Annotated in this window: 24 protein-coding genes; 12 read left to right on the forward strand and 12 right to left on the reverse strand. The window is 44.6% G+C overall.

Features of this window, described 5'->3' with window-relative positions:
* Window positions 1-45: 45 nt before the first annotated feature.
* Window positions 46-1,017 (reverse strand): octaprenyl diphosphate synthase, encoded by a 972-nt coding sequence (ispB, locus tag KIV41_RS01350; protein WP_285335548.1) that lies wholly within the window; start codon window positions 1,015-1,017, stop codon window positions 46-48.
* 257 nt (window positions 1,018-1,274) lie between these two features.
* Between ispB and rplU the strand changes: the two genes are divergently transcribed.
* The 6 genes from rplU (at window position 1,275) to folA (ending at window position 5,150) form a co-directional block, all read left to right on the forward strand.
* Window positions 1,275-1,586, forward strand: a complete 312-nt coding sequence (gene rplU, locus KIV41_RS01355) for a 50S ribosomal protein L21 (RefSeq protein ID WP_000271393.1) — start codon at window positions 1,275-1,277, stop codon at window positions 1,584-1,586.
* A 20-nt stretch (window positions 1,587-1,606) separates the two neighbouring features.
* Entirely contained in the window at window positions 1,607-1,864 is a 258-nt protein-coding gene (gene rpmA, locus KIV41_RS01360; RefSeq protein WP_005383095.1) for a 50S ribosomal protein L27, read from the forward strand.
* A 211-nt stretch (window positions 1,865-2,075) separates the two neighbouring features.
* On the forward strand, window positions 2,076-3,251 hold the full coding sequence (gene cgtA / locus KIV41_RS01365; protein WP_010445604.1) for an Obg family GTPase CgtA: 1,176 nt from the start codon (window positions 2,076-2,078) through the stop codon (window positions 3,249-3,251).
* A 169-nt stretch (window positions 3,252-3,420) separates the two neighbouring features.
* Window positions 3,421-4,188 carry a threonine/serine exporter ThrE family protein gene (locus KIV41_RS01370; protein ID WP_252041540.1) on the forward strand — a complete coding sequence of 256 codons (768 nt, stop codon included), beginning with the start codon at window positions 3,421-3,423 and terminating at the stop codon, window positions 4,186-4,188.
* Window positions 4,188-4,661: a threonine/serine exporter family protein gene (locus KIV41_RS01375; protein WP_029560911.1), complete on the forward strand. Its 474-nt coding sequence runs from the start codon at window positions 4,188-4,190 to the stop codon at window positions 4,659-4,661. The genes KIV41_RS01370 and KIV41_RS01375 overlap by 1 nt, the downstream gene beginning before the upstream one ends.
* A gap of 9 nt (window positions 4,662-4,670) precedes the next feature.
* On the forward strand, window positions 4,671-5,150 hold the full coding sequence (gene folA, locus KIV41_RS01380) for a type 3 dihydrofolate reductase (protein ID WP_138941763.1): 480 nt from the start codon (window positions 4,671-4,673) through the stop codon (window positions 5,148-5,150).
* Between the two features lie 67 nt (window positions 5,151-5,217).
* Here folA and apaH read toward each other — a convergent pair whose 3' ends face one another.
* From apaH to lptD, 6 genes are all read right to left on the reverse strand, one after another.
* The gene (gene apaH, locus KIV41_RS01385) at window positions 5,218-6,024 is read right to left on the reverse strand and encodes a bis(5'-nucleosyl)-tetraphosphatase (symmetrical) ApaH (RefSeq protein WP_252041541.1); all 807 of its coding nucleotides are present in this window, start codon (window positions 6,022-6,024) and stop codon (window positions 5,218-5,220) included.
* 12 nt (window positions 6,025-6,036) lie between these two features.
* Window positions 6,037-6,417, reverse strand: a complete 381-nt coding sequence (apaG, locus tag KIV41_RS01390; protein WP_010445614.1) for a Co2+/Mg2+ efflux protein ApaG — start codon at window positions 6,415-6,417, stop codon at window positions 6,037-6,039.
* 71 nt (window positions 6,418-6,488) lie between these two features.
* Entirely contained in the window at window positions 6,489-7,301 is an 813-nt protein-coding gene (gene rsmA / locus KIV41_RS01395; protein WP_010445616.1) for a 16S rRNA (adenine(1518)-N(6)/adenine(1519)-N(6))-dimethyltransferase RsmA, read from the reverse strand.
* Window positions 7,298-8,296 (reverse strand): 4-hydroxythreonine-4-phosphate dehydrogenase PdxA, encoded by a 999-nt coding sequence (gene pdxA, locus KIV41_RS01400; protein WP_252042095.1) that lies wholly within the window; start codon window positions 8,294-8,296, stop codon window positions 7,298-7,300. Before pdxA ends, rsmA begins: the two co-directional genes overlap by 4 nt.
* The gene (surA, locus tag KIV41_RS01405) at window positions 8,286-9,569 is read right to left on the reverse strand and encodes a peptidylprolyl isomerase SurA (protein ID WP_088881367.1); all 1,284 of its coding nucleotides are present in this window, start codon (window positions 9,567-9,569) and stop codon (window positions 8,286-8,288) included. The genes pdxA and surA overlap by 11 nt, the downstream gene beginning before the upstream one ends.
* Before the next feature lie 55 nt (window positions 9,570-9,624).
* Window positions 9,625-11,970 carry an LPS assembly protein LptD gene (gene lptD, locus KIV41_RS01410; protein WP_252041543.1) on the reverse strand — a complete coding sequence of 782 codons (2,346 nt, stop codon included), beginning with the start codon at window positions 11,968-11,970 and terminating at the stop codon, window positions 9,625-9,627.
* A 268-nt stretch (window positions 11,971-12,238) separates the two neighbouring features.
* On the opposite strand from lptD, the gene djlA reads away from it, so the two are divergent.
* The gene (gene djlA / locus KIV41_RS01415; protein ID WP_038885329.1) at window positions 12,239-13,099 is read left to right on the forward strand and encodes a co-chaperone DjlA; all 861 of its coding nucleotides are present in this window, start codon (window positions 12,239-12,241) and stop codon (window positions 13,097-13,099) included.
* Between the two features lie 136 nt (window positions 13,100-13,235).
* Here djlA and KIV41_RS01420 read toward each other — a convergent pair whose 3' ends face one another.
* The 5 genes from KIV41_RS01420 to leuA form a co-directional block, all read right to left on the reverse strand.
* Window positions 13,236-14,018, reverse strand: a complete 783-nt coding sequence (locus tag KIV41_RS01420) for a DUF547 domain-containing protein (protein WP_252041544.1) — start codon at window positions 14,016-14,018, stop codon at window positions 13,236-13,238.
* Between the two features lie 133 nt (window positions 14,019-14,151).
* The gene (leuD, locus tag KIV41_RS01425) at window positions 14,152-14,754 is read right to left on the reverse strand and encodes a 3-isopropylmalate dehydratase small subunit (RefSeq protein ID WP_045379478.1); all 603 of its coding nucleotides are present in this window, start codon (window positions 14,752-14,754) and stop codon (window positions 14,152-14,154) included.
* An 11-nt stretch (window positions 14,755-14,765) separates the two neighbouring features.
* Window positions 14,766-16,166, reverse strand: a complete 1,401-nt coding sequence (gene leuC / locus KIV41_RS01430) for a 3-isopropylmalate dehydratase large subunit (protein ID WP_039841408.1) — start codon at window positions 16,164-16,166, stop codon at window positions 14,766-14,768.
* A gap of 110 nt (window positions 16,167-16,276) precedes the next feature.
* Window positions 16,277-17,368 carry a 3-isopropylmalate dehydrogenase gene (gene leuB, locus KIV41_RS01435; protein WP_010445638.1) on the reverse strand — a complete coding sequence of 364 codons (1,092 nt, stop codon included), beginning with the start codon at window positions 17,366-17,368 and terminating at the stop codon, window positions 16,277-16,279.
* Between the two features lie 94 nt (window positions 17,369-17,462).
* The gene (gene leuA / locus KIV41_RS01440) at window positions 17,463-19,010 is read right to left on the reverse strand and encodes a 2-isopropylmalate synthase (RefSeq protein ID WP_010445640.1); all 1,548 of its coding nucleotides are present in this window, start codon (window positions 19,008-19,010) and stop codon (window positions 17,463-17,465) included.
* Window positions 19,011-19,569: 559 nt separating this feature from the next.
* On the opposite strand from leuA, the gene KIV41_RS01445 reads away from it, so the two are divergent.
* The 5 genes from KIV41_RS01445 (at window position 19,570) to KIV41_RS01465 (ending at window position 26,050) form a co-directional block, all read left to right on the forward strand.
* The gene (locus KIV41_RS01445; RefSeq protein ID WP_010445641.1) at window positions 19,570-20,388 is read left to right on the forward strand and encodes an SH3 domain-containing protein; all 819 of its coding nucleotides are present in this window, start codon (window positions 19,570-19,572) and stop codon (window positions 20,386-20,388) included.
* A gap of 147 nt (window positions 20,389-20,535) precedes the next feature.
* On the forward strand, window positions 20,536-21,084 hold the full coding sequence (locus KIV41_RS01450; protein ID WP_252041546.1) for a phosphatase PAP2 family protein: 549 nt from the start codon (window positions 20,536-20,538) through the stop codon (window positions 21,082-21,084).
* Between the two features lie 3 nt (window positions 21,085-21,087).
* Window positions 21,088-22,137, forward strand: coding sequence for an MJ1255/VC2487 family glycosyltransferase (locus KIV41_RS01455; RefSeq protein WP_285335553.1), 1,050 nt, complete (start codon window positions 21,088-21,090; stop codon window positions 22,135-22,137).
* Between the two features lie 845 nt (window positions 22,138-22,982).
* The gene (gene calR, locus KIV41_RS01460) at window positions 22,983-23,942 is read left to right on the forward strand and encodes a LysR family transcriptional regulator CalR (protein ID WP_010445651.1); all 960 of its coding nucleotides are present in this window, start codon (window positions 22,983-22,985) and stop codon (window positions 23,940-23,942) included.
* A gap of 299 nt (window positions 23,943-24,241) precedes the next feature.
* Window positions 24,242-26,050 carry a long-chain fatty acid--CoA ligase gene (locus KIV41_RS01465; RefSeq protein ID WP_038885807.1) on the forward strand — a complete coding sequence of 603 codons (1,809 nt, stop codon included), beginning with the start codon at window positions 24,242-24,244 and terminating at the stop codon, window positions 26,048-26,050.
* The last annotated feature ends 375 nt before the right edge of the window (window positions 26,051-26,425 follow it).

Here is a 26,425-nt window from a genome sequence, read left to right on the forward strand (position 1 = left end):
AAAGGAAGAGCATGGCTCTTCCTTTTTACTTTTGGGTCTACTTTATTAGCTAGTACGTTTTACAGCCATATGGGCTAGTGTGATGAGTGCTTGCTTATATTCAGACTCTGGCAGGATTGCGAGCTCAGCAATGGCTTTATCTGCTTCATCCAGCGCTCTTTGCGTGGTGTATTCGAGAGAGCCTGCAGCTTGCATGACGGCAAGAATTTCTTCTAACCTGTCCATACCGTTCGCTTTTTCAATTGCTTCACGGATCATCTGCGCATTATCTGGTGTACTGTTACGCATCGCATGCAATAGAGGTAGTGTTGGTTTGCCTTCAGCTAAATCGTCACCAACATTCTTGCCCATATCCTCACCGTCTGACGTATAGTCCATCACGTCATCGATGAGTTGGAATGCGGTGCCAAGGTATTTGCCGTAGTTTTGTAACGCCACTTCTACTTCTTCTGGAGCATCATTAAGAATCGCACCAATTTGTGTTGCTGATTCAAACAGACGTGCTGTTTTCGAGTAGATGACCTGCATGTAGCTTTCTTCAGTCGTGTCAGGATCATTACAGTTCATCAACTGCTGAACCTCACCTTCTGCGATCACATTAACAGCATCACTCATTAGCTTAAGGATCTTCATTGATCCTAGCTCAGTCATCATTTGGAATGAGCGAGTATAAATAAAGTCCCCAACTAACACGCTCGCCGCGTTACCAAACGCAGCGTTCGCTGTCGCTTTACCACGACGCATGTCAGATTCATCAACTACATCATCGTGCAACAAAGTTGCTGTATGGATGAACTCGATAAACGCCGCAGCCATAGTATGACCGTTACCTTGGTAACCAAGAGCACGTGCTGACAATATTGCCAGAAGTGGTCTCAGGCGTTTGCCCCCACCACTCACGATATAGAAACCGAGTTGGTTGATTAAAGAGACATCAGAACTTAGTTGGGCTTGAATTGTTTCATTCACTTTTGCCATGTCATCGGCAGTAAGCGCTTGGATAGTTTTAAAATCCATCGTATATCCGGCTGAAGTTAGACCCTGCAAGGCTTATTCGATTTATATAATTGTCGAATAATACACTAAAAAACGTTGATTAATACATTACTAAAGGGCATGATTGCCGCACTTTTCTTTGGCGATTAGCTTTTCGCCAATTTTTTCAAAATATGGCTTGTCATAGGAGCATCTCTTCTGTAGAATCTGCGCCCTATTGATGATTAGTTTAGCGCACACCCTCATGAAAAGGCTGTGCGGAAAAAGCGGAGTAAAATATGTACGCTGTTTTCCAATCTGGTGGTAAACAACACCGTGTAAGCGAAGGTCAAACTCTTCGTTTAGAGAAATTAGACGTTGAAACTGGTGCAACTGTAGAATTTGATAAAGTTCTTCTTGTTGCTAACGGCGAAGACATCAAAGTTGGTGCTCCTCTTGTAGAGGGCGGCAAAGTTGTTGCTGAAGTTGTACAACACGGTCGTGGCGATAAAGTTAAAATCGTTAAGTTCCGTCGTCGTAAGCACTCTCGTAAGCAACAGGGTCACCGTCAGTGGTTCACTGAAGTGAAGATCACTGGTATCAACGCTTAATCTATTAGGAGAGTTTAACAATGGCACACAAAAAAGCTGGTGGTTCTACTCGTAACGGCCGCGATTCAGAAAGCAAACGTCTAGGTGTTAAGCGTTTCGGTGGTGAATCTGTTCTTGCAGGTAACATCATCGTTCGTCAACGTGGTACTAAGTTCCACGCTGGTAACAACGTAGGTATCGGTAAAGACCACACTCTATTCGCTCTTACTGAAGGTAAGGTGAAGTTCGAGGTTAAAGGTCCTAAGAACCGCAAGTTTGTAAGCATCGAAGCTGAGTAATTTTACCTTTTAGGTTAATTATTAAAGCTTTACAGCTGAATTCAAAAGCCCTGCCGATTCGGCGGGGTTTTTTATTTGTAGCAGTCGACATATCGAAGTTTCTCGTTTTAGCCCTGAGCGCTGGGTATCTGGGAGCTTAGATCTGTCATCTGCTAAAATTGTTTGATGACAAGTCAGATTTAATCCACGCACGAAGTAGTCGGAGTAAAAGATGAAGTTCGTAGATGAAGCGGTAGTAAAAGTTCAGGCTGGTGACGGCGGTAGCGGCGTTGTAAGTTTCTGGCGTGAAAAATTCATCACCAAAGGTGGCCCAGATGGTGGCGACGGTGGTGATGGTGGTGATGTATACATCCAAGCCGATGAAAACCTAAATACCCTGATCGATTACCGTTTCCAACGCTTTTACGAAGCAGAACGCGGTGAAAACGGTCGCGGCGGTAACTGTACTGGTAAACGTGGTAAAGACATCACGCTTCGCGTGCCAGTTGGTACTCGCGCAGTTGATATCCACACTAACGAAATCGTTGCAGAAGTAGCAGAACACGGTAAGAAAGTGATGGTCGCTAAAGGCGGCTGGCACGGTCTTGGTAACACGCGTTTCAAATCTTCAGTAAACCGCGCTCCTCGTCAGAGAACGTTGGGTACTAAAGGTGAAATCCGTGAAATCCGTCTAGAGCTATTGCTATTGGCTGACGTTGGTATGCTAGGTCTGCCTAACGCAGGTAAATCAACCTTTATCCGCGCAGTATCCGCAGCAAAACCAAAAGTAGCAGATTACCCATTTACTACGCTAATCCCAAGCTTGGGTGTTGTGAGTGTGGTTCCTGAGAAGAGCTTTGTGGTTGCTGATATTCCAGGTCTTATCGAAGGTGCAGCAGACGGTGCAGGTCTAGGCATTCGCTTCCTTAAGCACCTAGAGCGTTGCCGAGTGTTATTGCACATGATTGATATCATGCCTATCGATCAGTCAGATCCAATTCAAAATGCCCTAACCATCATTGATGAGCTAGAGCAGTACAGTGAAAAACTAGCAGGCAAACCTCGTTGGCTCGTTTTCAACAAAACGGATCTGATGCCGGAAGAAGAAGCGAATGAAAAGATCCAAGAGATCTTGGATGCGCTAGGTTGGGAAGACGAGTACTTCAAGATCTCGGCGATCAACCGTAACGGTACAAAAGAGCTTTGCTACAAGCTAGCAGACTTTATGGAAAACCTACCTCGTGAAGAGGAAGAAGTGGCTGAAGAAGATAAAGTTAACTTCATGTGGGATGACTACCATAAAGACGCAATGGCTGGTAAAGACGTGATCACTGAAGATGACGACGACGATTGGGATGACTGGGACGACGAAGAAGACGACGGTCACGTTGTTTACGTCCGCGACTAATCGCTAGCTAATTCATTAAGCCGCAATGTGTATTGCGGCTTTTTTTGTATCTAAATCATGTTTAGCCGATGTGATTTGCGGCACAATATCAAATTGTGCTTAATCACATATTTAGTAGGCGGCACTGTTTGCGTCTACACGCTTTTATAAAAGGAATTAGGAAGTCTCTATGTCATCAAAGCAGAGAGCGATATCTAGGTTAGTCGCTCAGTCTGGACAGATGTTATTGGCCCATGGTGCAGAAAGCACTTTGGTGAGTGACATCATGCGTCGTATCGGTCTTGCATGTGGAGTATCTGAAGTTGCTGTAGCACTCTCTGCTAATGCACTTGTTGTGACCACTGTTATGGAAGATCACTGCATCACCACTGCGCGGAGCTGTGCTGATCGCGGCATCAATATGCGTGTGATAACCCAAATTCAGCGTATCTGTATCCTAATGGAGCGTGGACTGCTGGATTTCAATATGGCGCAAAAAAAGCTCAATCATATTAGCCCTGAACGTTATAACAGATGGTTGGTGGTATTTATGATTGGCCTATCGTGCGCTGCCTTTAGTCGCCTTGCCGGAGGGGATTGGGGGGTGTTCGCTATGACGTTTATAGCCTCAGCAGTTGGTATGACTGTACGTCAAGAGATAGGTCATCGTCACTTCAACCCATTACTTAACTTTGCTGCAACGGCTTTTGTTACCACTCTTGTTTCTGCTCAAGCGGTTATCTTGGATATCGGAAATCTGCCCACGGTCGCTATGGCGTCATCAGTACTGATGCTAGTTCCGGGTTTCCCACTCATTAACTCGGTTGCTGATATGTTGAAAGGCCACATCAACATGGGGATCGCGCGATTCACTATGGCGAGCTTGCTTACTTTAGCAACCTGCCTTGGTATTGTGGCGGCAATGGAGGTGACTGGCATTTGGGGGTGGATGAGCTAATGAGTGTGTTTGAACTGGCTTTAGGTCTTTTAAATGACATGTTTTTTGCAGCGATTCCAGCTGTCGGCTTTGCTATGGTGTTCAATGTGCCACAGAGAGCTTTAGTCTATTGTGCAGTGGGTGGTGCTATTGGCCATGGCAGTCGATATTTGATGATGCATTTTGGCTTACCGATTGAGTGGGCTACTTTTTTTGCCGCTACTCTGGTTGGCATGATTGGTGTTCATTGGTCGCATCGTTTTCTTGCTCATCCTAAAGTATTCACTGTTGCAGCCTTAATCCCTATGGTTCCTGGGGTATTTGCTTATAAAGCGATGATTGCCATGGTAGAGATAAACCACTTGGGTTACTCACCTGAACTTATTGCGACGTGCATGGAAAACTTTCTTAAAGCGATGTTTATTATTGCAGGCTTAGCGGTTGGCTTGGCAGTTCCGGGGCTGCTATTCTATCGCCGTCGACCAATAGTTTAAGGACCCAATATGATCATCAGCATGATTGCCGCGATGGCAGACAATCGTATTATCGGTAAAGATAACCAAATGCCTTGGCATCTTCCTGCCGATTTTGCATGGTTTAAGCGTTGCACCATGGGTAAACCAGTAGTGATGGGACGCAAAACTTATGAATCGATTGGGCGTCCATTACCTGGTCGTTTGAACATTGTCATCAGCCGTGATGCATCGCTTACAATCGAAGGGGTAACGACTGTTACGTCGATTGAGAATGCGCTTGACGTTGTTGGCGAGGTAGACGAAGTGATGATCATTGGTGGCGGGGCGATTTATTCTGCTTGTTTACCAATGGCTAACAAGCTGTATGTCACTCATATTGAAGCCGAAATTGATGGAGATACTCAGTTCCCAGATTGGGGAAGTGAGTTCAAAGAAACATACTCTGAAGCGTACCAAGCGGATGAGAAAAACGCTTACAACATGCGTTTTACTGTCCTAGAAAAGTAATCGGATAGAATTAGAAAAGCACCGCAAATGCGGTGCTTTTTGTTTTCTAGTCCGGCAATCAGAGCCGTTAACTGAGAGCTTGTTGAGTGAAGACTTGCTTGTCTTCCCAACGAATCATGGTTAGTGAGCCACCCCAAACGCAGCCCGTATCAAGTCCGATAATGCTTTCATCGATATGACCTTGAAGGGCTGCCCAGTGCCCAAATAGAATTGCTTTTTCTAGAGGGACTCGTTGTGGCAGTTTAAACCATGGCACAAGTTCATCTTCTGACACTTCTTGTGGTGGCAGTTTACAATCCATATCCAAGCGGCCATCTGGAAAGCAAAAACGCATACGAGTAAAGGCGTTGATGGTGTAGCGGTAACGGTCGAGCCCTGATAGGGATTCATCCCATAGGTCAGGTTGGTTGCTGTACATATTTTCTAGCAGCCAAGGCAATTGCGCACTTTGAATCATTGCTTCCACTTCACGAGCGCAGCTTCTAGCGGTCACCAAGTCCCATTGTGGAGAGATGCCCGCATGACACATGACAAAGTCATCGTGTTCTGCCAATAGTGGTTGTTGTGATAGCCAAGTTAGCAGTTCATCTTTGTCTGGCGCTGAGAAGATAGGCGCGGTTTTATCCTTATCTTTGACTTTTTTTAGCCCTTGAGAGACGGCCATTAGGTGCAAGTCATGATTACCCAGTACGACTTTTGCGTTATCTCCGAGAGATTTAACAAAGCGTAGTGTTTCTAAAGATTTAGGTCCGCGAGCGACAAGGTCGCCTGCTAACCACAGTTGATCGTGGTTGGCTGAGAAGTTGACCTGCTCTAACAGTTGTAACAACTCATCGAAACAGCCTTGAATATCACCAACAATATAGGTAGCCACTGACTCTCCTGATTAATTTAAAACATTGGGAACAGCCAAGCGGAATGGATCAATTTCGGTGATAAATTCCTGCCCTTTTTCGTCCAGAAGTATGTAATGCCCTTGCATTACACCAACGGGCGTTTCAAGTGCGGTGCCACTGCTGTAGGTGTATTCGTCGCTACCGGGAATAAAAGGTTGCTGACCGACAACACCTTCGCCTTCTACGGTCATTTGCTTACCATTGGAATCGGTAATCAACCAGCGGCGGCTGATTAATTGTACGGTTTGTTGGCTGAGGTTTTTTATCGTAATGACGTAAGCAAAAACGTAGCGTTGTAGTTCAGGGTTGGACTGTTCTTCAATGTATTTGGTATGAACTTGAATCTTGATGCAAGGTTGAATGACGTCCATGTGCACTCCTCGTAAACGACTATCTCAATAATAATAAGCCAAACCGCAAAGGGTTTGGCTCATCGTTTGAGTTATTGGTGCTGCGGGTTATCCGCAAGCCAGTTTGCCATGGCAACAAACTGCTGTAGCGTCAGGTTCTCTGGGCGCATGCTTGGGTTTACGCCCAACTCTTCCAATACTTCTGTGCTCAACAGTGATTTGTAGCAGTTACGTACTGTCTTACGGCGTTGGTTGAAGCCTTCGCGACATACACGCTCCAACAAACGCAAATCTTTTGCTGGATGAGGAAGGACTTCGTAAGGAACCAAGCGAACCACTGCTGAATCTACCTTCGGTGGCGGAACAAATGCAGTCGGCGGTACTTCTAGTACGGGCACAACTTTACAGTAGTATTGAGCCATTACCGTTAGACGGCCGTAAGCCTTGCTACCAGGGCCTGCTGCCAAACGGTTTACCACTTCTTTTTGAAGCATAAAGTGCATGTCTTGAATGTCTTTATGAAATTCAAATAGGTGGAACATCAATGGTGTAGAGATGTTGTATGGCAAGTTACCGAAGATACGTAGCTTGTTGTTTGGCTTCACTAATTGAGTGAAGTCGAAGCGCATCGCATCGCCTTCGTGAATGGTCAGCTTGTCAGCCAATTCTGGATGGTTGCGTAGACGCTCTGCTAGATCGCGGTCTAACTCGATTACGGTGAACTTATCGACTTCACGGCCGACAGGTTCAGTAATTGCACCAAGACCTGGGCCGATCTCAACAAGGTTCTGACCTGGTCTTGGGTTAATTGCTGATACGATGCCATCAATAATGTATGGGTCGTTCAGGAAGTTTTGACCAAAACGTTTACGCGCTTTGTGTCCTAAATGGACATCATTTCTCATTGTTTCTTCTCTACCAATTCTATCGCATGCGTGAGCGCTGTTCGGAAGCTCCCTGTATCCGCTTGACCTGTCCCTGCCAGTTCTAATGCAGTACCGTGATCCACCGACGTTCTAATAAATGGTAGACCAAGCGTAATGTTTACTGAACGACCAAAGCCTTTGTATTTTAATACAGGCAACACTTGATCGTGGTACATGCCTAAAACAGCATCAGCATCGTTTAAATACTTTTCATTGAAAATGGTGTCTGCCGGCAAAGGGCCGATCAGATTGATTCCTTTTTCTTTTTGAATCTTTTCCAATGTCGGAGTGATGGTTTCGATCTCTTCGCGACCCAAACAGCCATCTTCTCCCGCATGTGGATTTAACCCGCAAACATAGATGTTTGGTTGAGAGATGGCAAATTTTTCTACAAGATCTTTATGAAGAATATCGATGATTTTCTCTAATCGCTCTTCCGTGACGGCTTTTGAAACATAAGCCAAAGGAATATGTGTAGTAACAAGTGCCACTCTCAGACCTTCAGTTGCCAGCATCATCACGACCAACGGTGTGTTGGACTTCTCGGCGAAGAATTCTGTATGACCGCTGAACGCAACGCCTGAGCGATTAATCACCCCCTTATGTACAGGGCCGGTGACAATAGCATCAAATTCATCATTCATACAGCCCAAAGCGGCTCTTTCTAACGTTTTTAACACGTAGTGGCCGTTGGCTTCATTAAGTTGACCGGCTACCGCAGTCTCTGCGATTTCGATGTGGTCTACAATTAAAGTGCCAGCTTGTTGCGCTTTGGGTGCTTCTTCTGGATTGTAATCAAACAGTTGAACGTCTATGCCGAGCTGATTGGCTCTTTTTGCCAATACATTTTTGTCTGCACAAACGACAATTTGGTGTGCCCAGTCTTCCTTAGATAGGGCCAGCACCAAATCAGGGCCAATCCCCGCAGGCTCACCTGCGGTGACGACGATTCTACGAATCGAGTTAGTTTTCATCATTGTCATCCACGATTTCAACGAATGCACTCGCTCGAAGCTCTTGCATCCATGCGCCTACTTCTTCATTAAACTTGCGATTAAATAGAATACGGTAAGCTTTGTTCTTCATCGCTGAGTCAGTGCGGTCTACTTGACGGCGGTCTAGCACTTCAACAATATGCCAGCCATGTACTGTTTTGAACGGTTCACTGATTGAGCCGACTGGTAATGTCTCAACTTGATGTTTGAACTCTGGCACATAAAGATCCGGAGTTTGGTAGCCCAGCTCACCATCTTGTGCTGCTGAACCAGGATCTTGGCTGTATTGTGTTGCCAGTTGAGCAAACGTTGCTTCACCAGCTTTAATACGACGAATGAACTCGTTTAGCTGTTTTTTCGCACCATCGTCACTGAGAATAACCGTTGGTTTAATAAGAATGTGGCGAGCATTTACTTCGGTGACTGCAACAGTCTCAAGACCTTTTACATCCTCAATTTTTAGGATGTGGAAACCAATGCCGCTGCGGAATGGACCGATGATGCTGCCCTTATTTTGCATTTTGATTTGGTCAGCAAAGATGGTTGGCATTTCTTCTTTACGCATCCAACCCCAATCACCACCTTGCAACGCTTTAGGGCCTTTAGAATACGCGTATGCCATTTCTGCAAAGTCGGCACCCTTGTTCAACTCTTTGACCAGTTCTTTTGCTTGCGCTTCAACTTCTGACTTTTGCTTGTCATCGGAGAATCGTAGCTGGATATGGCCAATTTTGTATTGAACCGTCGCGTTGGTTTCTTGTGCAAGTTGCTCAGCAAGACCATCTACCTCTGCTGGAAGGATATTAATTCTGCGACGGACTAGCGCGTTACGAGCTTCGGATGCAGCAATTTCTTTACGAATTTGCTCTCGGAACTCCGCGTAGCTTAAGCCGTCTTGCTGGATTGAAGTCGTTAGCTGCTCAATCGTTTGGTTGTTGTTACGCGCAATTTCCGCAATGGCTTGGTTTAGGCGGTTGTCGTCAATGCGGACACCAATACGTTCTGCTTCTTGCTCTTGCAATGTATCCATGATGAGTTTTTCAACGACTTGTTCCTTCAGTACACTTGCAGAAGGTAAGCTTTGCCCGCTCTGTCTGGCATTGGCTTGAAGTGTTTTCATCGCGGTGTTGATGTCACTTTGTAGTATCACACCATCGTTTACAATTACGGCAACCTTATCTAGCTCAACAGGTGCAGCTACAACACCACAAGATAGTAGGGTGGTGAATAAGATGGATTTCCAAATTTTCATTAAATATTCCGTTGTTAAAATTGAGCGTCATCGATATATATGACGCTTAATTTGATTAATTGTTCAGATAGAATGGTCGGCCGTATTTGATCGCGTTGTCGGCTTGAGAAAGTTCATTAAATGCGGTTACACCTTGCTGCGTCGTTGAGAAGCCTTGAATACCGAAGTTGACACTGATGTTGTTGTCATACTCCGGATCTGCACCGTCTGCACCAATGATTGCGTTGTTCCAACCCAATAACTGATTTGTGTATGTTAGGCCCACATACCAACAATCAGAGGTATATCTCAAGCTTGCTAACCACTCTAAGTCGATTTTCTCATTTAGATCGTAGTAGTACTGACCACTAGCTGACCAGTTTCTATTTATCTCATATGAGGCGATCAGACCTGCTTGAGAAATACCATCTTTGGTGATTCGATCTAAGTCGGGTAGTTCGATGGTATCTTCAATGTAATCTCTTGTAACGTAACGGTAGTTAGCCTGTACAAAACCACCTTGGAACTGGTACTCCAAGGTGCTATTAGCAAGTTGCATTGCGCTTAGATCAATGTCGTACTGGATGCCACCATGGTAAAAAAGGTAGTCATCGTAGTTAAAGTCAGCTTCAACAGCCCATGATGAATAGTTAGATGTTTCGTCTGGTAAGCTAGGGTTATTGCTTAGCTTGGTCTTCTTGTCAAAATAGTAAATTTGGCCAAAAGATATGTTTAGACGCTCTTTATAGTCATCATCAAAGAAACGAGTACTGGCACCATAGCTTAACTGGTTAGCTGAGGCAATTTTGTCTATGCCACTGTATTTACGGCTACGGAACAGTCCGTAGTAGTCGGTTTGTAGCAGGGTTGTATCGTAGTTATATATGTTGCTTTGATCTTCATCAGGTACATATAGGTACTGAATTTGGGGTTCCAAACTCTGGGTGTAGCCTTTTAACCAACTTGTGTCGCGCTCTAAATAAATGCGAGCGTGGGAACGAAACTCAGGAATCAATCGACTTACACTCTCGTCCAAAGTTTGTTTTAGATTCGCGTCGGTTAAGCTATCTAACTTCTGTGAGTAATAGGTTGAAAGTACTCGAGCTTCAGTTGTCCATGATGCCCATGTAGTCGAGAGAGGAATCGTTAAGCCCGGCTCAATGTGCACTCGTGTAGCATCAGGTTTTGCATTATCCTCAGTATCGAACTGGCTCACTTGCCCGATAATATCGAAGTTTAGGTATGACCTCCAAAGAGGTGCGTAGTAATTAGCTTCTAGCTGAGGAAGAAGGCGATAAGGTTTATTACCGTTTTCTAATAGAATCTGAAAATCACGAACAGTAAGGCTAACATCCCAGTTTTCCTCTCGGTATTGGACGAACCCTTCATGAAGCAATTGGCCATCTTCACGATTACCAATGTCTGAGTCTAAGTCTTGGAAAAAATCGATATCACTTACTTCTGAGTAGTCTGCTTTGACTAACCAGTGCTCGTTAATTATTCCATCATGTCTAAATTGGTAACCCCAACGAGAACTTTCTGACTTTTTCTTAGCATCATCCGCAAGATACTCTGCTTTTAAAGAGCCGCCTCCCCATCCATCCGTTAGGTAGCGGAAGTCTGTGTCTAGCTTTGTTCCACGTTCCTGCATGTAGAGAGCAGTGATCGTCATGTCATAGTTTGGGGCTATATTCCAGTAGAATGGTACTTCTACTTCTAAGCCATCACTTGAACCATAGGAGATCGATGGAAACAAGAAACCAGTTTTGCGTGTGTCACCAATTGGAAGAGTAAGATATGGTGAATACATCACTGGTATGTTTAGTATCTCAAAGCGAGGATTATAAAGCGTTGCCATTTCCTCATCTTGGTCAATATCAATACCTGATGCAACGAGGCGCCAAGAGTTATCACCTTCAGGACAGGCTGTCATAGAGCCATCTTCTATTTCATACAAAGATTGACCAGTTCTAGATATGTAGGCTGCTCTACCACGCTTTGATTCACATAAAAACTTGTAGTCAGTGTTCTCTAGCGAAAAAGTGTTTTGATCTATGTCGTTGGTAGCGCGTGTGGAATTCGCTTTTACTTCGCCATCATTGAACGTTACGTTGCCTTCAGCTACGACGACATTGTCTTGCTGATGTAAAGTGACATTGTCAGCTGTGATACGCTTACGGCCCTGAGTGACTTTAACATTGCCAGAATAAATTGCTTTATCACCATTTATGGCTTGGAGGTTATCGGCTTCCACTTTGACAGGAATGCTTTGCGTATCTTCATTGTCGGTTTGGACCAAGCATTGATCTGTGGTGGGCATTTCCTGCACACTATCATGCATATTAGCTTCAGCGTGAGTTGTGGGTACAAACAGAGCGGTGCTGATAGAAGCCGCTAAAAACGTGCGGGAGAAATGTTGCATGGAATTGAACTGTCCTGTGTCACTGCTGCTCGATGGCTATTGGGGTCGTTATCCCTTCGCTACATAGCCAAATGAATCTAACTATAGCGGCGCGTATCTCAGAGCTCATATAGTTATGGCATAATTGCCAAATACATAAGTCACAAAGATAAATAGGCGAAATGGCCTGGCCGAAATAAAAACAATTCCCTTATCATAAAGGAAATCATCGCGTCCAGCACTATAAGACCGTCGTCGTCGATAAAAATTCATTGATAGAGAACACATAATGCATATTTTTGGCAAAATATTAGGAGCCTTTTTTGGCTTGTTGCTTGGAGGACCATTCGGTTTATTGTTTGGCCTATTTATCGGTCATCAATTCGATAAAGCGCGCCGTTTAAGCCAAGCTGGATTTTCTACAGGTGGTTTCGGTAAAGGGCCTAGCCAAGCACAGCGGCAAGAAGAGTTCTTCAAAGCGGCGTTTGCGGTAATGGGCCACCTAGCAAAAGCCAAAGGTCAAGTGACTAAAGAAGAGATTCAATTAGCATCAGCGATGATGGACCGCATGAGTCTTCATGGCGACCAGCGCCGCGCAGCACAAGACGCGTTTCGTGAAGGGAAAGAAAGTGACTTCCCTCTAGATGATGTGTTGGTACGTGTAAAGATATCTTCAGGCGGTCGTTTCGATTTATTGCAGTTCTTCTTAGAGCTGCAGATCTCGGCAGCATTTGCTGACGGTTCGATTCATCCAAGTGAGCGAAATGTACTACATAAAATTGCACGTGGCCTCGGGTTTTCTTCGGAGCAATTAGAGCGTCGTCTGCACATGCAAGAAGCGGCGTTCCGTTTCCAAAGTCAGGGTGGATTCCAAGGACAACATCAAGGCCAGTACCAGTCATCAGGTTCAGGTTGGCAACAAGCTTCGCAAGCGGATCAATTGGCTGATGCTTATAAAATTCTGGATGTGTCTTCAGATTCAGACGGTAAAACCGTTAAGCGCGCTTACCGTAAACTGATGAATGAGCATCACCCAGACAAGTTGATGGCAAAAGGTCTACCACCAGAAATGATGAACGTAGCGAAAGAAAAGTCGCAGGAAATTCAGAATGCTTACGATCTGATTAAAAAGGTCAAAGGCTTTAAATAAGTGCGTATTCTTATCAAATCTCAATAAAAAGGGCACCTAGTGCCCTTTTTTAGTTTCTGTCTGGTCTTTGGTTTGGTGATGGTTTCGAGCTTTCGGGTTAGCATGATCCAAAAGCGTATAGACCTACCAGTCCACATCAATTGGCTTGATTTAAATTCCAATCGTATTCGTATTTTACTTTTCCAGAAAAGCCTTGGTATTGCGGAGCATATTGAGCAATGTGATTAAATACTTGCTTCTCACCACCAAAATCTTCGGCAAACCAATCATAAATGGAAGAAAGCTGTGCCGTGTTTCCTTGGATGGATACGCCTTTGCTGCTGTTGATAAATGTTTTGGCGGCACTATCCAGTAGAGCTTGTGTGTTTTCAGCAGTGAATGCTTGAGTTTGTAGGTTTGGGCAACCTAAGCTGGCACAGTTAACCGCGTAATGGGTTCTTGGGTCATTCCAAATCGGGCGCAAAATTCGATGCTCAATATCGTTTAAAGTCAGCTCCTTACCGTTGACCACGACCACATCATCTCCCCAAGGTCCAAAGCTAAACAAGCCACCCAGCTTGGTTATCGATTTGACGGGATAGTTATCCAAAATCAGATCAATCGTGATGGCGTTGTAAAGGTTCACCCAATAGGCGTATTGCTCTGCTTGGTTGTATTGTAGAGGGTCAAGTTTCGCCAATCGTTGGATGTACTGCTTCAACTTCGCTTTGTCGGAAGCTGTGACTTTGCTGTAACGAAACAAGGTATTCTCTCCTTGTTCAACTAAATAAGCATCGAGTAATTGCTGCCAATCTTGATGAGAGATTTGACTTTGATTGGCTTGATTTGATTGTTTCCAATACGGCCATAAATCCGATTTAGGTGCGGCAAATGTTGAGAAAGAAACCAGAGCACACAATAGCAATAACAGACGCTTCATAGAGAGACCTTTGGGTTAAACCTTGTTGATAGTGTAGACCTGTCTACGATGGGATTTCTTTCCTGACACAATGAATATAAAGAAAAAAGGCTGGCCAATGCCAACCTTGTATTTGCTTCAATTACGATTTGAATTAGCTCAAGAAGCTTGGGATATTCGCCTCGTACTCGGCAATCTTGTCTTCGTGTTGAAGGGTAAGACCGATATTGTCCAAACCGTTTAGCAGGCAGTGACGACGGAATGAGTCGATTTCAAAGCTGTACTCTTTGCCGTTAGCACGAACGACATTGGCTTCTAGGTCGACCTCGATTTCTGCGCCTTCATTCGCCTCAACAAACTGGAAGATTTCATCCACTTCTTGCTCAGTCAAACGAACTGGCACCATTTGGTTGTTGATCGAGTTACCGTAAAAAATATCGGCAAAGCTTGGTGCGATCATCGCTTTGATGCCGTAATCCGCTAGTGCCCACGGAGCGTGCTCACGAGAAGAACCACAACCGAAGTTTTCACGCGCTAGCAAGATAGAAGCGCCTTGGTAGCGAGGAGCATTCATCACGAACTCTGGGTTTGGTTGTTCGCCAGCATCGTCCAGGAAGCGCCAGTCATGGAATAGGTGTTTACCAAACCCTAGGCGAGAGACCTTTTGCAGGAACTGTTTTGGAATGATGGCATCAGTATCAACGTTCGCTGCATCTAGAGGAACAACTAAGCCTGTGTGTTGTTTAAACCCTGACATTTGTTTGCTCCTTAGTCTAGTTCACGGATATCTACAAAGTGACCAGCAATTGCTGCCGCCGCTGCCATCGCAGGGCTCACTAGGTGGGTACGGCCATCACGACCTTGGCGGCCTTCAAAGTTACGGTTTGAAGTAGACGCACAACGTTCATGTGGACCCAAACGGTCGTTGTTCATTGCTAGGCACATTGAACAACCTGGTAGGCGCCACTCAAAGCCCGCTTCTTTAAAGATAACGTCCAAGCCTTCCGCTTCTGCTTGCGCTTTCACTTGCTCAGAGCCAGGAACGATTAGCGCTTGAACGTGAGATGCGACTTTGCGACCTTTCGCTACTTCAGCGGCTGCGCGCATGTCTTCGATACGTGAGTTAGTACAAGAACCAACGAAGACCTTATCGACGTTGTAATCAGACAATGATTTGCCTGCTTCTAGACCCATGTACGCCAACGCTTTTTCTGCCGAGGCTTTTTCTACTGGATCGGCAAAGCTTTCTGGTGCTGGGATTGGTTGGTCTACCGCGATCACTTGGCCGGGGTTAGTACCCCAAGTGACTTGTGGTTTGATGTCTGCTGCGTTTAGCGTCACGACCGCATCAAACTGAGCATCATCGTCAGTTTTTAATGTCTTCCAGTATTCTACCGCTGCATCAAAGTCCGCACCTTGAGGTGAGAATTTACGGCCTTTAATGTATTCGAATGTGGTTTCATCTGGTGCAATCAAACCGGCTTTCGCACCTAGCTCAATCGCCATGTTACATACGGTCATGCGGCCTTCCATTGAAAGGTCGGTGATCGCTTCACCACAGAATTCAACCACGTAGCCTGTACCGCCAGCAGCTGTGGTCTCACCGATGATCGCTAGCACGATGTCTTTCGCCGTGATGCCCGGCGCCACTTTGCCTTTCACTTCGATCTTCATCGTTTTAGCGCGCGCTTGTTTTAGCGTTTGAGTTGCTAATACGTGCTCAACTTCAGATGTACCAATACCAAAAGCCAGAGAGCCGAATGCACCATGTGTAGCCGTGTGCGAGTCACCACAAACAATGGTCATGCCCGGTAGGGTAATACCAAGCTCAGGGCCCATGACGTGGACAATACCTTGGTATTTGTGGTTGATGTCGTAAAGCGTAACGCCAAATTCTTCACAGTTTTTCGATAGCGTTTCCATCTGGATACGTGCCATCTCACCGGATGCGTTGATGTCTTTGGTTGTAGTAGAAACATTGTGGTCCATGGTGGCAAAAGTTTTGCTGACCTGGCGCACTTTACGACCTTTTTCACGCAAGCCGTCAAATGCTTGCGGAGACGTCACTTCATGTACCAAGTGACGGTCGATGTACAAGATTGGGTTTTCCCCTTCTGCTGCGACGGCAACGTGTGCGTCGTAGACTTTTTCGTATAATGTTTTGCCCATTGTTTGCTTCCTTTCCTCGTTATCCTTGTCGCTTTGTTTTAGCACCAATGACTTAGAGGTAAGCCATTGGTGGATAGAGGATTTAGTATTTATTATGAATCTGTTCTGTATTATGAGTTTAAGATGTACTCAGCGATCTTATCGCCCATCTCAGACGTCGAAAGTGCTGGGTTGTCACCGGCAAGGTCGCCTGTTAGCTCACCCGCTGATAGTGCTTTTGAAACTGCCGCCTCAATGTCTTGTGCCGCCGTTTCTTCACCTAGGCTGTAACGCAACATCAGTGCCGCTGATAGGATTTGCGCCACTGGGTTAGCGATGTTCTTACCTGCGATATCTGGTGCACTGCCGCCTGCTGGCTCGTACAGACCAAATTTGCTTTCGTTTAGGCTCGCTGAAGGCAGCATGCCCATAGAGCCAGTGATCATCGCGCACTCATCAGAAATGATGTCGCCGAAGATGTTTGAACATAGCATTACGTCGAATTGTGCTGGGTCTTTGATAAGCTGCATAGTTGCGTTATCAATGTACATGTGTGACAGCTCAACATCTGGGTAGTCTTTTGCGATTTCTTCGACTACTTCACGCCATAGGATAGAGCTTTGTAGAACGTTCGCTTTGTCGATAGAGCACACTTTCTTGCGACGTAGACGAGCAGACTCAAAAGCGATTTTTGCAATACGTTCGATCTCAAAGCGGTGATACACCTCAGTGTCGAACGCTTTTTCTGTTGGACCTTCACCTTCACGACCTTTTGGTTGGCCGAAGTAGATACCGCCTGTTAGTTCACGGACAACCACGATGTCAAAGCCGCGACCTGAGATGTCTGCGCGTAGTGGTGAGAAAGCTTCAAGACCTGAGTGAATTTGTGCTGGGCGTAGATTACAGAACAGTTGGAAGTGCTTGCGCAGTGGTAGTAGGGCACCGCGTTCAGGTTGGTCATTTGGTGGCAAGTGTTCCCACTTAGGACCGCCAACAGAGCCGAATAGGACTGCATCAGACTCTTCACACGCTTTTACTGTGCTTTCTGGAAGTGGACAGCCGTGATTATCGATAGCGATACCACCTACATCGTGCTCGTCACGCTCAAACGCAATGCCGTGCTTCTTTTCGATTGCATCCAACACTTTATGTGCTTGCGCCATTACTTCTGGGCCGATGCCGTCGCCTGGTAAAACGGCAATTTTGTATGATTTGTCTGTCATGTTAATCCTTTAAATTTTCTAATTTTTTTGAGCTTGTCTAAAACGAATTTGGTTGGAGCCTGCGTTGTGGGACTCAAGCTCCTTGAATTAATGATTAAACCGTCGCAATTCTCTTTTGCTTCATCTCTTCAATCTTGTCGGCACGATGAATGCTGTTGATGACGTGTAATAGCGCTTGGCCAGATGCTTCTACAATATCGGTAGAAACGCCTGTACCGTGGTACTTACGGCCTTTGTAGTTAGCGATGATGTCTGCTTGACCAAGACCGTCTTCACCTTCGCCTTTTGCGGTTAGGTCGAACTTGTCTAGGACGATCTCGTAACCGGTCACGCGGTAGATACATTGGTATAGCGCATCAACTGGGCCATTACCGACGGCAGCTTCACACATTTCTTCATCGCCACATTGCATTTTGACGCTGGTGGTTGCCATTACGCTGCCAGATTGCACGCTTAGGTAGTTCAACTTGTAGAAGTCGTCTTCTTCGCGCAAGTTCGAGAAGTGCATTAGTGCTTCTAGATCGTAGTCGAACACCTGACCTTTGCGGTCAGCAAGCTTCAAGAAGTCTTCGTACAGCGCATCTAGGTTGTACTCTTCTTCTTTGTAGCCCATCGCGTCCATGTGGCTCTTAACCGCAGCACGGCCACTGCGACTGGTTAGGTTCAATGCTTGGTTCTTAAGGCCAATTGACTCAGGCGTCATGATCTCGTAAGTGTTTTTGTTCTTTAGCATGCCATCTTGGTGGATCCCTGAAGAATGGCTAAATGCGTTGGCACCAACGATCGCCTTGTTGCTCTGGATTGGCATGTTACAAAGCTGGCTGACCAACTTGCTGGTACGATGGATTTCGTCGTGTTTTAGACCGGTATGCACGCCCATGAATTCTTGGCGCGTTTTTAGGATCATCGCGATTTCTTCAAGAGAACAGTTACCCGCACGCTCACCGATACCGTTGATAGTGCCCTCTACCTGACGAGCGCCCGCTTGAACGGCAGCGATAGAGTTGGCAACAGACATACCCAAATCATCGTGGCAGTGAACAGAGATGATCGCTTTGTCGATGTTTGGTACACGGTTGAATAGCGTCTCAATGATGCCGCCAAATTCACTTGGTACTGTGTAGCCAACGGTATCTGGGATATTGATGGTGCTTGCGCCAGCATCAATAGCCGCTTCAACCATACGACATAGATTGTCGATAGGGGTGCGACCAGCATCTTCACAAGAAAACTCAACGTCATCGGTGTAGTTACGTGCGTGTTTTACGGCTTTCACGCCCATTTCTACAACATCGTCGTAGCTGCGGCGCAGTTTGTCTTGAACGTGAACAGTCGAAGTCGAGATGAAAGTGTGGATTCGGAATGCGTCTGCGACTTTTAGCGCTTCAGCGGCAGCATCAATGTCTTTCGCAACGGCACGCGAAAGGGCACAAACTCGGCTGTTTTTAATGTGTTTTGCGATGGTTTGTACGGACTCGAAATCACCCGGAGAAGAAACAGGAAAACCCGCTTCAATAACATCAACGCCTAGCCTTTCCAGCGCATAGGCAATCTGCAGTTTTTCTTTAACCGTCAAGCTTGCTGACAACGCTTGTTCGCCATCACGCAACGTGGTGTCGAATATAATGACCTGATCGTTCATGTTTGCTTCCTTCATGATTTCTGCACTTTTCGTGCAATTTAATCGTTTACTTCCGGTATTTAGATATAAAAAAACCCGCATTTGCATGCGGGCTTCTTAGAAATTGGTGTGGTTATTTTTCTTCCACAGCCTACCCGCGCGAATTGGTCACGATCAGGAGGAGGCTAAGCAGGATAGAAAAACGTGCTGACATAGTTGTTAAGCATTCCACAAAATTAAGTTAACAAATTAGTACCGCACTCAATGGAACACGTCAACCCTAAAGTTGATTTTTTATTCATATTGGATGAGGTTTAGCTTATCTGACATGGGCTTTGCTATTCGGATAAAGGCTATGGGAGCGCCGTATTAGTTTCATATCCTTTAAACTTTGTTACATATAGCTTTTCCATGATTACCTTAAATGATGGATGTCAGCCGAATGGGAATTCAAGTTCTTATATAGATATATCGTTTGCGACTTAGCACACAAACGTCAGATTTTATTGAGATAATTCAATCCTTGCATTTTATAGTAGGGGCGTTACCAGGCAGATAGAATTAGGCGAAGGAAGGTGCCATGGGCTTAAGAAAACAACTTGGTCACTCAATGTTAGTTTTGAGTGCATTGCTTTTAGCAGGGTGTCAGATGCTGCATTTTCAACCGAAGATACAATCCGATCAAATATCAAAAGAAAAAGCGGCGAGCCACTCTGAGAGTGTCATGATAATGACCGAACAGATGGACCTGTACTTAAGTCAGCAGGGGCGAGATTATTTTTTAAATCAGATACTAGAAGCATTAGAGTCTGATTCTAAAAGTAACTGGAAAGGTAAAGACCCGTCCACTTATGCTTGGTGGAAAATTCACGTTCAACCAGTTGAATATAAATCTAAATCTATTAGTAAGTACACTGAAGAGGAAGTGAGGGGCTATCAGAATCTAGAGTTTTTGGGGGTTTCCTACCGCTCTAAAACTGTACTGAATTTAAGATCTGAGCCGGGCAAACATGCTGATAAACTTGGTGAACTTCAAAAAGGTGAGGTTTTTAATGCACTAGCCAAAGTTGTAGGTAAACCATGGTTGTTGGTAGAGCAAAAAGGAGTGATAAGAGGTTACGTTCATCGTGATTACGTGCGAAGCAACGTCGTTCAAAGAGATATTTTATCTACTCAACCTAACCCTTTATTGTCTGTAAACTACCACACTCAAGCTAATTCCGAGATTGATTTGCCGTTGAAAGGCTTCTTTGGTAACTACACTTGCAGATTCTTAAACTATGAACTTACTAAAGAAGGAGAACAATCATCTGGTGCTATTAAGGCGTGCCGCAAAGATCGAAAACTGTGGTTTATTGCAGATCCTATCTCTTCCCAAGATATTCATAGAACTTACTAATCCCTCTCATTATTTTATCGCTTTAGCCTCTTTACACTGATGATAAAGGGGCTTTTGTCATTAATTGTCCAACTTCTCGTCATGTAGTTGTCACCTTCAACGCCTACTTTTTCATACAAAGTCGTTGTCAAAGTAAAGGACAGTTACATGCGAGCTTTAGAGACAATTACCCAGCCAATCGCAAGCATTGCCAAGTTTGATTTGGCATTTTCCAGTGTGTGTTTGCAACACCGCTTCAATCAGCAAGTCGCGAATATTAGTAAAGGTGTCTCCCACAGTGGTGATGGGCATCTCTACATAGTGTTAGGCCTATTGGCTTGGTTTCTTGATAAGCAACATGGTCATTGGTTCTTATTTGCTGGATTGACCGCATTTGCCATCGAGTTACCCATTTACTGGATGTTGAAAAATAGTTTTAAGCGACGTCGCCCTGAAGAGTTAAGTGCTTTACTGCCTGCTTTTATCACCCCTTCAGATCGTTATAGCTTACCTTCAGGTCATACCGCCGCTGGATTTTTGATGGCTACGCTTATCCACCATTTCTACCCAGAGTTAGGTATGTTTGCTGTTGCTTGGGCTAGCTTGATAGGGATATCGCGTATATTGCTCGGTGTTCACTTCTTTACCGATATCATTATTGGAGCACTGCTAGGTAGCATGTGTGGTTCGCTTGCTATTGCTATCGTAGGAGGCTAGTTCATGAAAATACTATATGGTGTTCAAGGGACGGGAAATGGTCATATCGCACGTGCAAGAGCCATGAGTGAAGCATTTAAGGTTCACGATGTGCAGGTTGATTTTTTGTTTTCTGGCCGCGCTCCAGAGAAGTACTTTTCGATGGAGCCATTTGGAGATTATCAAACTCGCCGAGGCTTTTCTTTTATTACTGAAAAGGGGTCAGTTAATTACGTTAAAACGGCATTGAACTCCAACTTTATTCAGTTCTTCAAAGAGGTGAATCAGCTTGATTTATCGCCCTATGATTTGGTTATCAATGACTTTGAACCTGTTTCGGCATGGGCGGCACGCAAGCAAAATACACCTTGCATTGGCATTAGCCATCAGAATGCATTCCGCTACCCAGTACCTTCAAAGGGTGCTAACTGGCTTGATAAGTCGATGATTAAGCATTTTGCTCCATCACAGTATCTGCTTGGATTACATTGGTATCATTTTGAGCAGCCCATCTTGCCGCCTATCGTTCATACGCTTGACTATACAGCTGATAGTCAAGATTTTGTTTTAGTGTACTTGCCATTTGAGTCAATAGAAGACATTTGCGATTTGTTATTCCACTTCAATCAACAAGCGTTCATCTGTTATCACCCTGATGTAATTGAAAGTGAACGTATTGAGAATGTTGAATTGAGGCCGCTGAGTCACACTCACTTTCAACATCACCTCCAAAGTTGTATTGGAGTGATTGCGAATGGTGGTTTTGAGTTGCCATCAGAGGCGCTCTCTTTAGGAAAGAAGCTATTACTCAAACCTTTATCCGGGCAGTTCGAGCAACAAAGCAATGTTGCAACATTGGAAGCGTTAGGCCTGGCATATTCTATGGACGCTCTAGATGTTGGGACGGTGAGGCAATGGCTATGTGAGGAACAAGCTGAAAGTATTCATTATCCGGATGTAGCCAGTGCGATTGCCGAATGGGTTGTTCAGGGCGTATGGGACTCACCTGAATCTCTTGCAAAACAGTTATGGGATAAAGTGGATTTCCCCAGTTATGCAGAAGTGTCTCTATAGCTATTTGATTAATACAATCAGTCAATATGACTTATCAGTGAGCGTTTGCCCGTGCGCTTCTAGACTTATACTCAAGTAACCTCGAGATGCTTGGTTTAGTGAGAATGATTTGGTTTGAAGGCGAGGCATTAATTTGAAGCTCGTTCTTTGATAACTAAGTCGCATCGCCAAACAACTTGGAAAGAGCGAGCTATTCCGCTTCGTTGTTTTTCTTGCTTATTTTCACTAAACAGGGAAACAGTGACAACGCTTTGAATCCTGTATCTTGAAGTGACTTGAGTATATATATTTACGCTTTCTATCATTCATCTTATTCAGCTGAAAAAGTGTCCCTTTTCTCCACCTTCTCTCAGTGGATGAGAATTACTCCTGCCTTGCATATATATCTAGGTTGAACAAATTGGTTATGATCTGGCTTAACTGTTGAGATTTGCATCGGAACCATAACCCCCAGTTTGTGAAAGTTTGTCGAATTAATAGCTGTCGTCAATTTGTATTCTTCGGCCATTCGATAGCCATAACTCTCCTCAATAGATTGCTTTACTTCCTCATTTTATCTTTTTTATGGTTTTTTATATTTTTATCAACTGGTTGATTTTTAATGATTAAATAATAAAAAGGCTAAAATATAGTGATTAAATATCAATCTAGTTGATAAACCATGATTGATTAGTTGATAGTACGGGTCGAGCCGGAATTATCCGGACGATAAATATAATAATAACTCGGTTTTCTATTCGTTAAATATGTGAGAACTCAATGAGTGCCAGTGGTGCGTAAACTTGAGTCCATATTTAATAAGAATTCACTGAACCAAATTGACGATTACACAAGAGGCGCACTCAATGTTAGACAAAAAAGACGCGATGAGCGCAATTGCAAGCTACCGTATGGAAAGTACCCTACGTGGGGTAGATTTGAACCTATTAACGGTTTTTGATGCAGTGATGCAAGAACAGAATATTACCCGCGCAGCGCATAACCTAGGTATGTCACAGCCAGCGGTTAGTAATGCCGTTGCACGTCTAAAAGTGATGTTCAACGATGAGCTATTTATGCGTCAGGGCCGTGGTATTCAGCCAACACAACGCGCTCGCCAACTGTTTGGCCCAATCCGCCAAGCACTACAGCTTATTCGTAACGAACTACCAAGCTCAGTATTCCAACCAGAGTCTTCGACTCGTCTATTTAAACTGGCGATTTGCAGCCCGTGTGATATGCGATTCGCGCCTAAAATTATGGCTAGCATTAATGAGCAGGCACCGAGTGTGCAACTTCATTTGGATGCAGAATTCGACCGCCTTCTATCTGAGCGTATGCGCTACCAAGAAATCGACTTTGTAATTGACTATGCGCGCTTCGATGATCAGGGCTTCTCAAGTACTGAGATCTTCAAAGATGAGTTGGTTGTGATTGCTTCTAAGACTCACCCTCGTATCCAAGGCGGTGTTTCTGCAGAGCTACTGATCAACGAAAAACACGCAAAACTATCACGCGTACACGGTCAACGTAGCTTCTCTGAGCAAGCATACCGTGAGCTTGATTGCCAAGCAGCATACGAAGGTTCAAGCCTAAGCAACCTACTATACGTAGTGAGCCAATCTGAGCTTGTGACTATCGCACCACGCTGGATGGCTGAGAACGCAGTAAACAGCGATCAACTACAAATCCTAGATTTCCCATTTGAAAACAAAGAAATCAGTGGTTACCTAAGCTGGCATGAATCAAGTGAGAAAGATAAAGGTCACATTTGGCTACGTGATCAACTTATGATCACTTGTGGTGAAGTGGTAGCGCTTAAATAAGCTGGATTTTTAGCCTGACTAACTGGTCAGACTGGATTTGTAATCATCAATTTTTACAATTCCTTGGCCCCGAGAGAACTTAGTCTCTCGGGGTCTTTTTATTTCTACCAATTAATAGCTGAAACAGCGACTTAACTTGATTAAACCTTCAGCAGTTAAAGGCATGCTAAGCTCTCATTAGTGATAGTGCTCTCTTAATAATGATAAGTTTGATAATGGTCAGTTGCGTTTTTAGGCGTCGAGGTTACACTTGTTCGCTCAAATAGCTTACGCCTGTAAGCCAAAAGGTAATGTAGAGAATGGCCAAGTTAGATTTTCATATCGTTAAACGTATTCGTGAACAAATTGCGAAAGGTGGTACCCGTGTTGCACTCAAACATAAAGTGGGTGATGCGTGGCAGGGTATTACTTGGGAGCAGTTTGGGCAGCAAGTAGATGCTTTGTCACTTGCTCTTTTGGCTCAAGGATTGGGCGTTCAAGATAAGATCGGTATCTTCTCAAACAACATGCCGCAATGGACCATCGCTGATTTCGCGGCGTTGCAATTACGTGGTGTGACTGTTCCTATCTACCCAACTAATACCGCTGCACAATCGGCTTATATTATTGATAACGCTGATGTAAAAGTGCTGTTTGTTGGTGAGCAGCCGCAGTTTGATGCTGCCGTCAGTATTTTCGATGAATGTAAGCAGCTTGAGCTAGTCGTAGCGATGTCTGACGATATTGAGTTGGGTGAGCATGCATTTGCCATGACTTGGCGAGACTTCGTTGCAAAAGGTGACAATTGTCATCAACCAGAACTTAATGCTCGTTTAGAGCAGGCGCAAGAAGCAGACTTGCTGACGCTGATCTATACCTCGGGTACAACGGGGCAGCCAAAGGGTGTGATGTTGGATTACGCTAACATCTCAGCTCAGCTTGAAGGCCACGATGAGCGCTTGAGTTTGACTGAAGATGACGTATCGCTGTGCTTCTTGCCACTATCACACGTATTTGAGCGTGCGTGGACATTTTACGTACTCTATAAAGGTGGCACTAACTGCTACCTACAAGACACTATGCAAGTGCGAGATGCGCTGAGCGAAGTGCGTCCGACGGTAATGAGTGCCGTTCCTCGCTTCTATGAGAAGATTTTCTCTGCGATCCACGAAAAAGTGTCGCGTGCTCCATTCCACCGTAAGATTATGTTTACTTGGGCAGTGAATATGGGCGCGAAGATGGCTGCTTGTCATCAAGAGAAGCGCAAGCCATCACTCATGCTGCGTAAGTCATACGCTTTAGCTGACAAGTTGGTTCTAAGTAAGCTACGTGCATTGTTGGGTGGACGTATTAACTTCATGCCATGTGGTGGTGCAAAGCTTGATGAAACCATTGGTCGCTTCTTCCATGCAATCGGTATTAACGTAAAACTTGGTTATGGTATGACTGAGACCACTGCAACGGTTTCATGTTGGGATGACCAGTGTTTTGACCCAAGCTCTATCGGTATGGCAATGCCGGGTGCGCAAGTTAAGATCGGTGAAAATAACGAGATCTTAGTGCGTGGTCCTATGGTGATGCGCGGTTACTACAAAATGCCGGAAGAAACCGAAAAAACGTTTGATGAGCACGGTTTCTTAAAAACAGGTGACGCAGGTTACATTGATGAAAATGGTAACTTGTTCATTACTGACCGTATCAAAGAGTTGATGAAGACCTCCAACGGCAAATACATTGCTCCGCAAGTTGTAGAAGGTGCAATCGGTAAAGATCACTTTATCGAACAAATTGCTGTGATTGCTGATACTCGTAAGTTCGTATCTGCCCTGATTGTTCCTTGTTATGACTCATTAGAAGAGTACGCAAAAGAACTGAATATCGCTTACCACGATCGTGTTGAACTTATTAAGCATCACCAGATTGTTGAGATGCTTGAGAAGCGAGTGAATGACCTACAAAAAGAACTGGCTAAATTTGAACAAGTTAAGAAATTCAAACTGTTACCAAAAGCGTTTTCGATGGATGATGGTGAGTTGACCCCAACACAAAAACTTCGTCGTAAAGTCATTAATGACAAATACCAAGATGAAATTGAAGAAATGTACAAAGAAAAGTCAGATAAAAAGTAACTTAAGCTGACTTAGATTTCAGATTGATGAAAAATTCCCCAGTTGCCTAGTATTGTGCTGCTGGGGATTTTTTATGACCGCTTTTCACACTTCTTTCCTCTCAATAAAGAGAAAAAAACACGCTACGCCGCTATTTTGAGTGAAATCATTCACTTTATTTTTGGCTTGTTTGTTCTATTGGTTCTGATTTTGCCGTTCTTAGTAGCGTCTAACCCTGTCTTTGTTCTGATTTGTAGCATCTTGTTTAAAATTTGATTCAACTCTCATTAGACCCGTTGATAATAAAACGTTACATTTGTTGTGTTACCTTGCGTTTTGTTATGACAGGCGCAAGACATAGCTGAAAAAGTGGAAGTATTTCTATTAGGCTACGAA

This window comes from Vibrio sp. D401a (assembly GCF_030248515.1).
In the GTDB taxonomy this organism is placed as follows: Bacteria; Pseudomonadota; Gammaproteobacteria; order Enterobacterales; family Vibrionaceae; genus Vibrio; species Vibrio rotiferianus.

What these genes read in the sequence shown, in the direction of transcription:
- ispB (WP_285335548.1), bottom strand. Translation starts at nt 1,017, where the DNA reads ATGGATTTTAAAACTATCCAAGCGCTTACTGCCGATGACATGGCAAAA.
- rplU (WP_000271393.1), top strand. Translation starts at nt 1,275, where the DNA reads ATGTACGCTGTTTTCCAATCTGGTGGTAAACAACACCGTGTAAGCGAA.
- rpmA (WP_005383095.1), top strand. Translation starts at nt 1,607, where the DNA reads ATGGCACACAAAAAAGCTGGTGGTTCTACTCGTAACGGCCGCGATTCA.
- cgtA (WP_010445604.1), top strand. Translation starts at nt 2,076, where the DNA reads ATGAAGTTCGTAGATGAAGCGGTAGTAAAAGTTCAGGCTGGTGACGGC.
- KIV41_RS01370 (WP_252041540.1), top strand. Translation starts at nt 3,421, where the DNA reads ATGTCATCAAAGCAGAGAGCGATATCTAGGTTAGTCGCTCAGTCTGGA.
- KIV41_RS01375 (WP_029560911.1), top strand. Translation starts at nt 4,188, where the DNA reads ATGAGTGTGTTTGAACTGGCTTTAGGTCTTTTAAATGACATGTTTTTT.
- folA (WP_138941763.1), top strand. Translation starts at nt 4,671, where the DNA reads ATGATCATCAGCATGATTGCCGCGATGGCAGACAATCGTATTATCGGT.
- apaG (WP_010445614.1), bottom strand. Translation starts at nt 6,417, where the DNA reads ATGGACGTCATTCAACCTTGCATCAAGATTCAAGTTCATACCAAATAC.
- rsmA (WP_010445616.1), bottom strand. Translation starts at nt 7,301, where the DNA reads ATGAGAAATGATGTCCATTTAGGACACAAAGCGCGTAAACGTTTTGGT.
- pdxA (WP_252042095.1), bottom strand. Translation starts at nt 8,296, where the DNA reads ATGAAAACTAACTCGATTCGTAGAATCGTCGTCACCGCAGGTGAGCCT.
- surA (WP_088881367.1), bottom strand. Translation starts at nt 9,569, where the DNA reads ATGAAAATTTGGAAATCCATCTTATTCACCACCCTACTATCTTGTGGT.
- lptD (WP_252041543.1), bottom strand. Translation starts at nt 11,970, where the DNA reads ATGCAACATTTCTCCCGCACGTTTTTAGCGGCTTCTATCAGCACCGCT.
- djlA (WP_038885329.1), top strand. Translation starts at nt 12,239, where the DNA reads ATGCATATTTTTGGCAAAATATTAGGAGCCTTTTTTGGCTTGTTGCTT.
- KIV41_RS01420 (WP_252041544.1), bottom strand. Translation starts at nt 14,018, where the DNA reads ATGAAGCGTCTGTTATTGCTATTGTGTGCTCTGGTTTCTTTCTCAACA.
- leuD (WP_045379478.1), bottom strand. Translation starts at nt 14,754, where the DNA reads ATGTCAGGGTTTAAACAACACACAGGCTTAGTTGTTCCTCTAGATGCA.
- leuC (WP_039841408.1), bottom strand. Translation starts at nt 16,166, where the DNA reads ATGGGCAAAACATTATACGAAAAAGTCTACGACGCACACGTTGCCGTC.
- leuB (WP_010445638.1), bottom strand. Translation starts at nt 17,368, where the DNA reads ATGACAGACAAATCATACAAAATTGCCGTTTTACCAGGCGACGGCATC.
- leuA (WP_010445640.1), bottom strand. Translation starts at nt 19,010, where the DNA reads ATGAACGATCAGGTCATTATATTCGACACCACGTTGCGTGATGGCGAA.
- KIV41_RS01445 (WP_010445641.1), top strand. Translation starts at nt 19,570, where the DNA reads ATGGGCTTAAGAAAACAACTTGGTCACTCAATGTTAGTTTTGAGTGCA.
- KIV41_RS01450 (WP_252041546.1), top strand. Translation starts at nt 20,536, where the DNA reads ATGCGAGCTTTAGAGACAATTACCCAGCCAATCGCAAGCATTGCCAAG.
- KIV41_RS01455 (WP_285335553.1), top strand. Translation starts at nt 21,088, where the DNA reads ATGAAAATACTATATGGTGTTCAAGGGACGGGAAATGGTCATATCGCA.
- calR (WP_010445651.1), top strand. Translation starts at nt 22,983, where the DNA reads ATGTTAGACAAAAAAGACGCGATGAGCGCAATTGCAAGCTACCGTATG.
- KIV41_RS01465 (WP_038885807.1), top strand. Translation starts at nt 24,242, where the DNA reads ATGGCCAAGTTAGATTTTCATATCGTTAAACGTATTCGTGAACAAATT.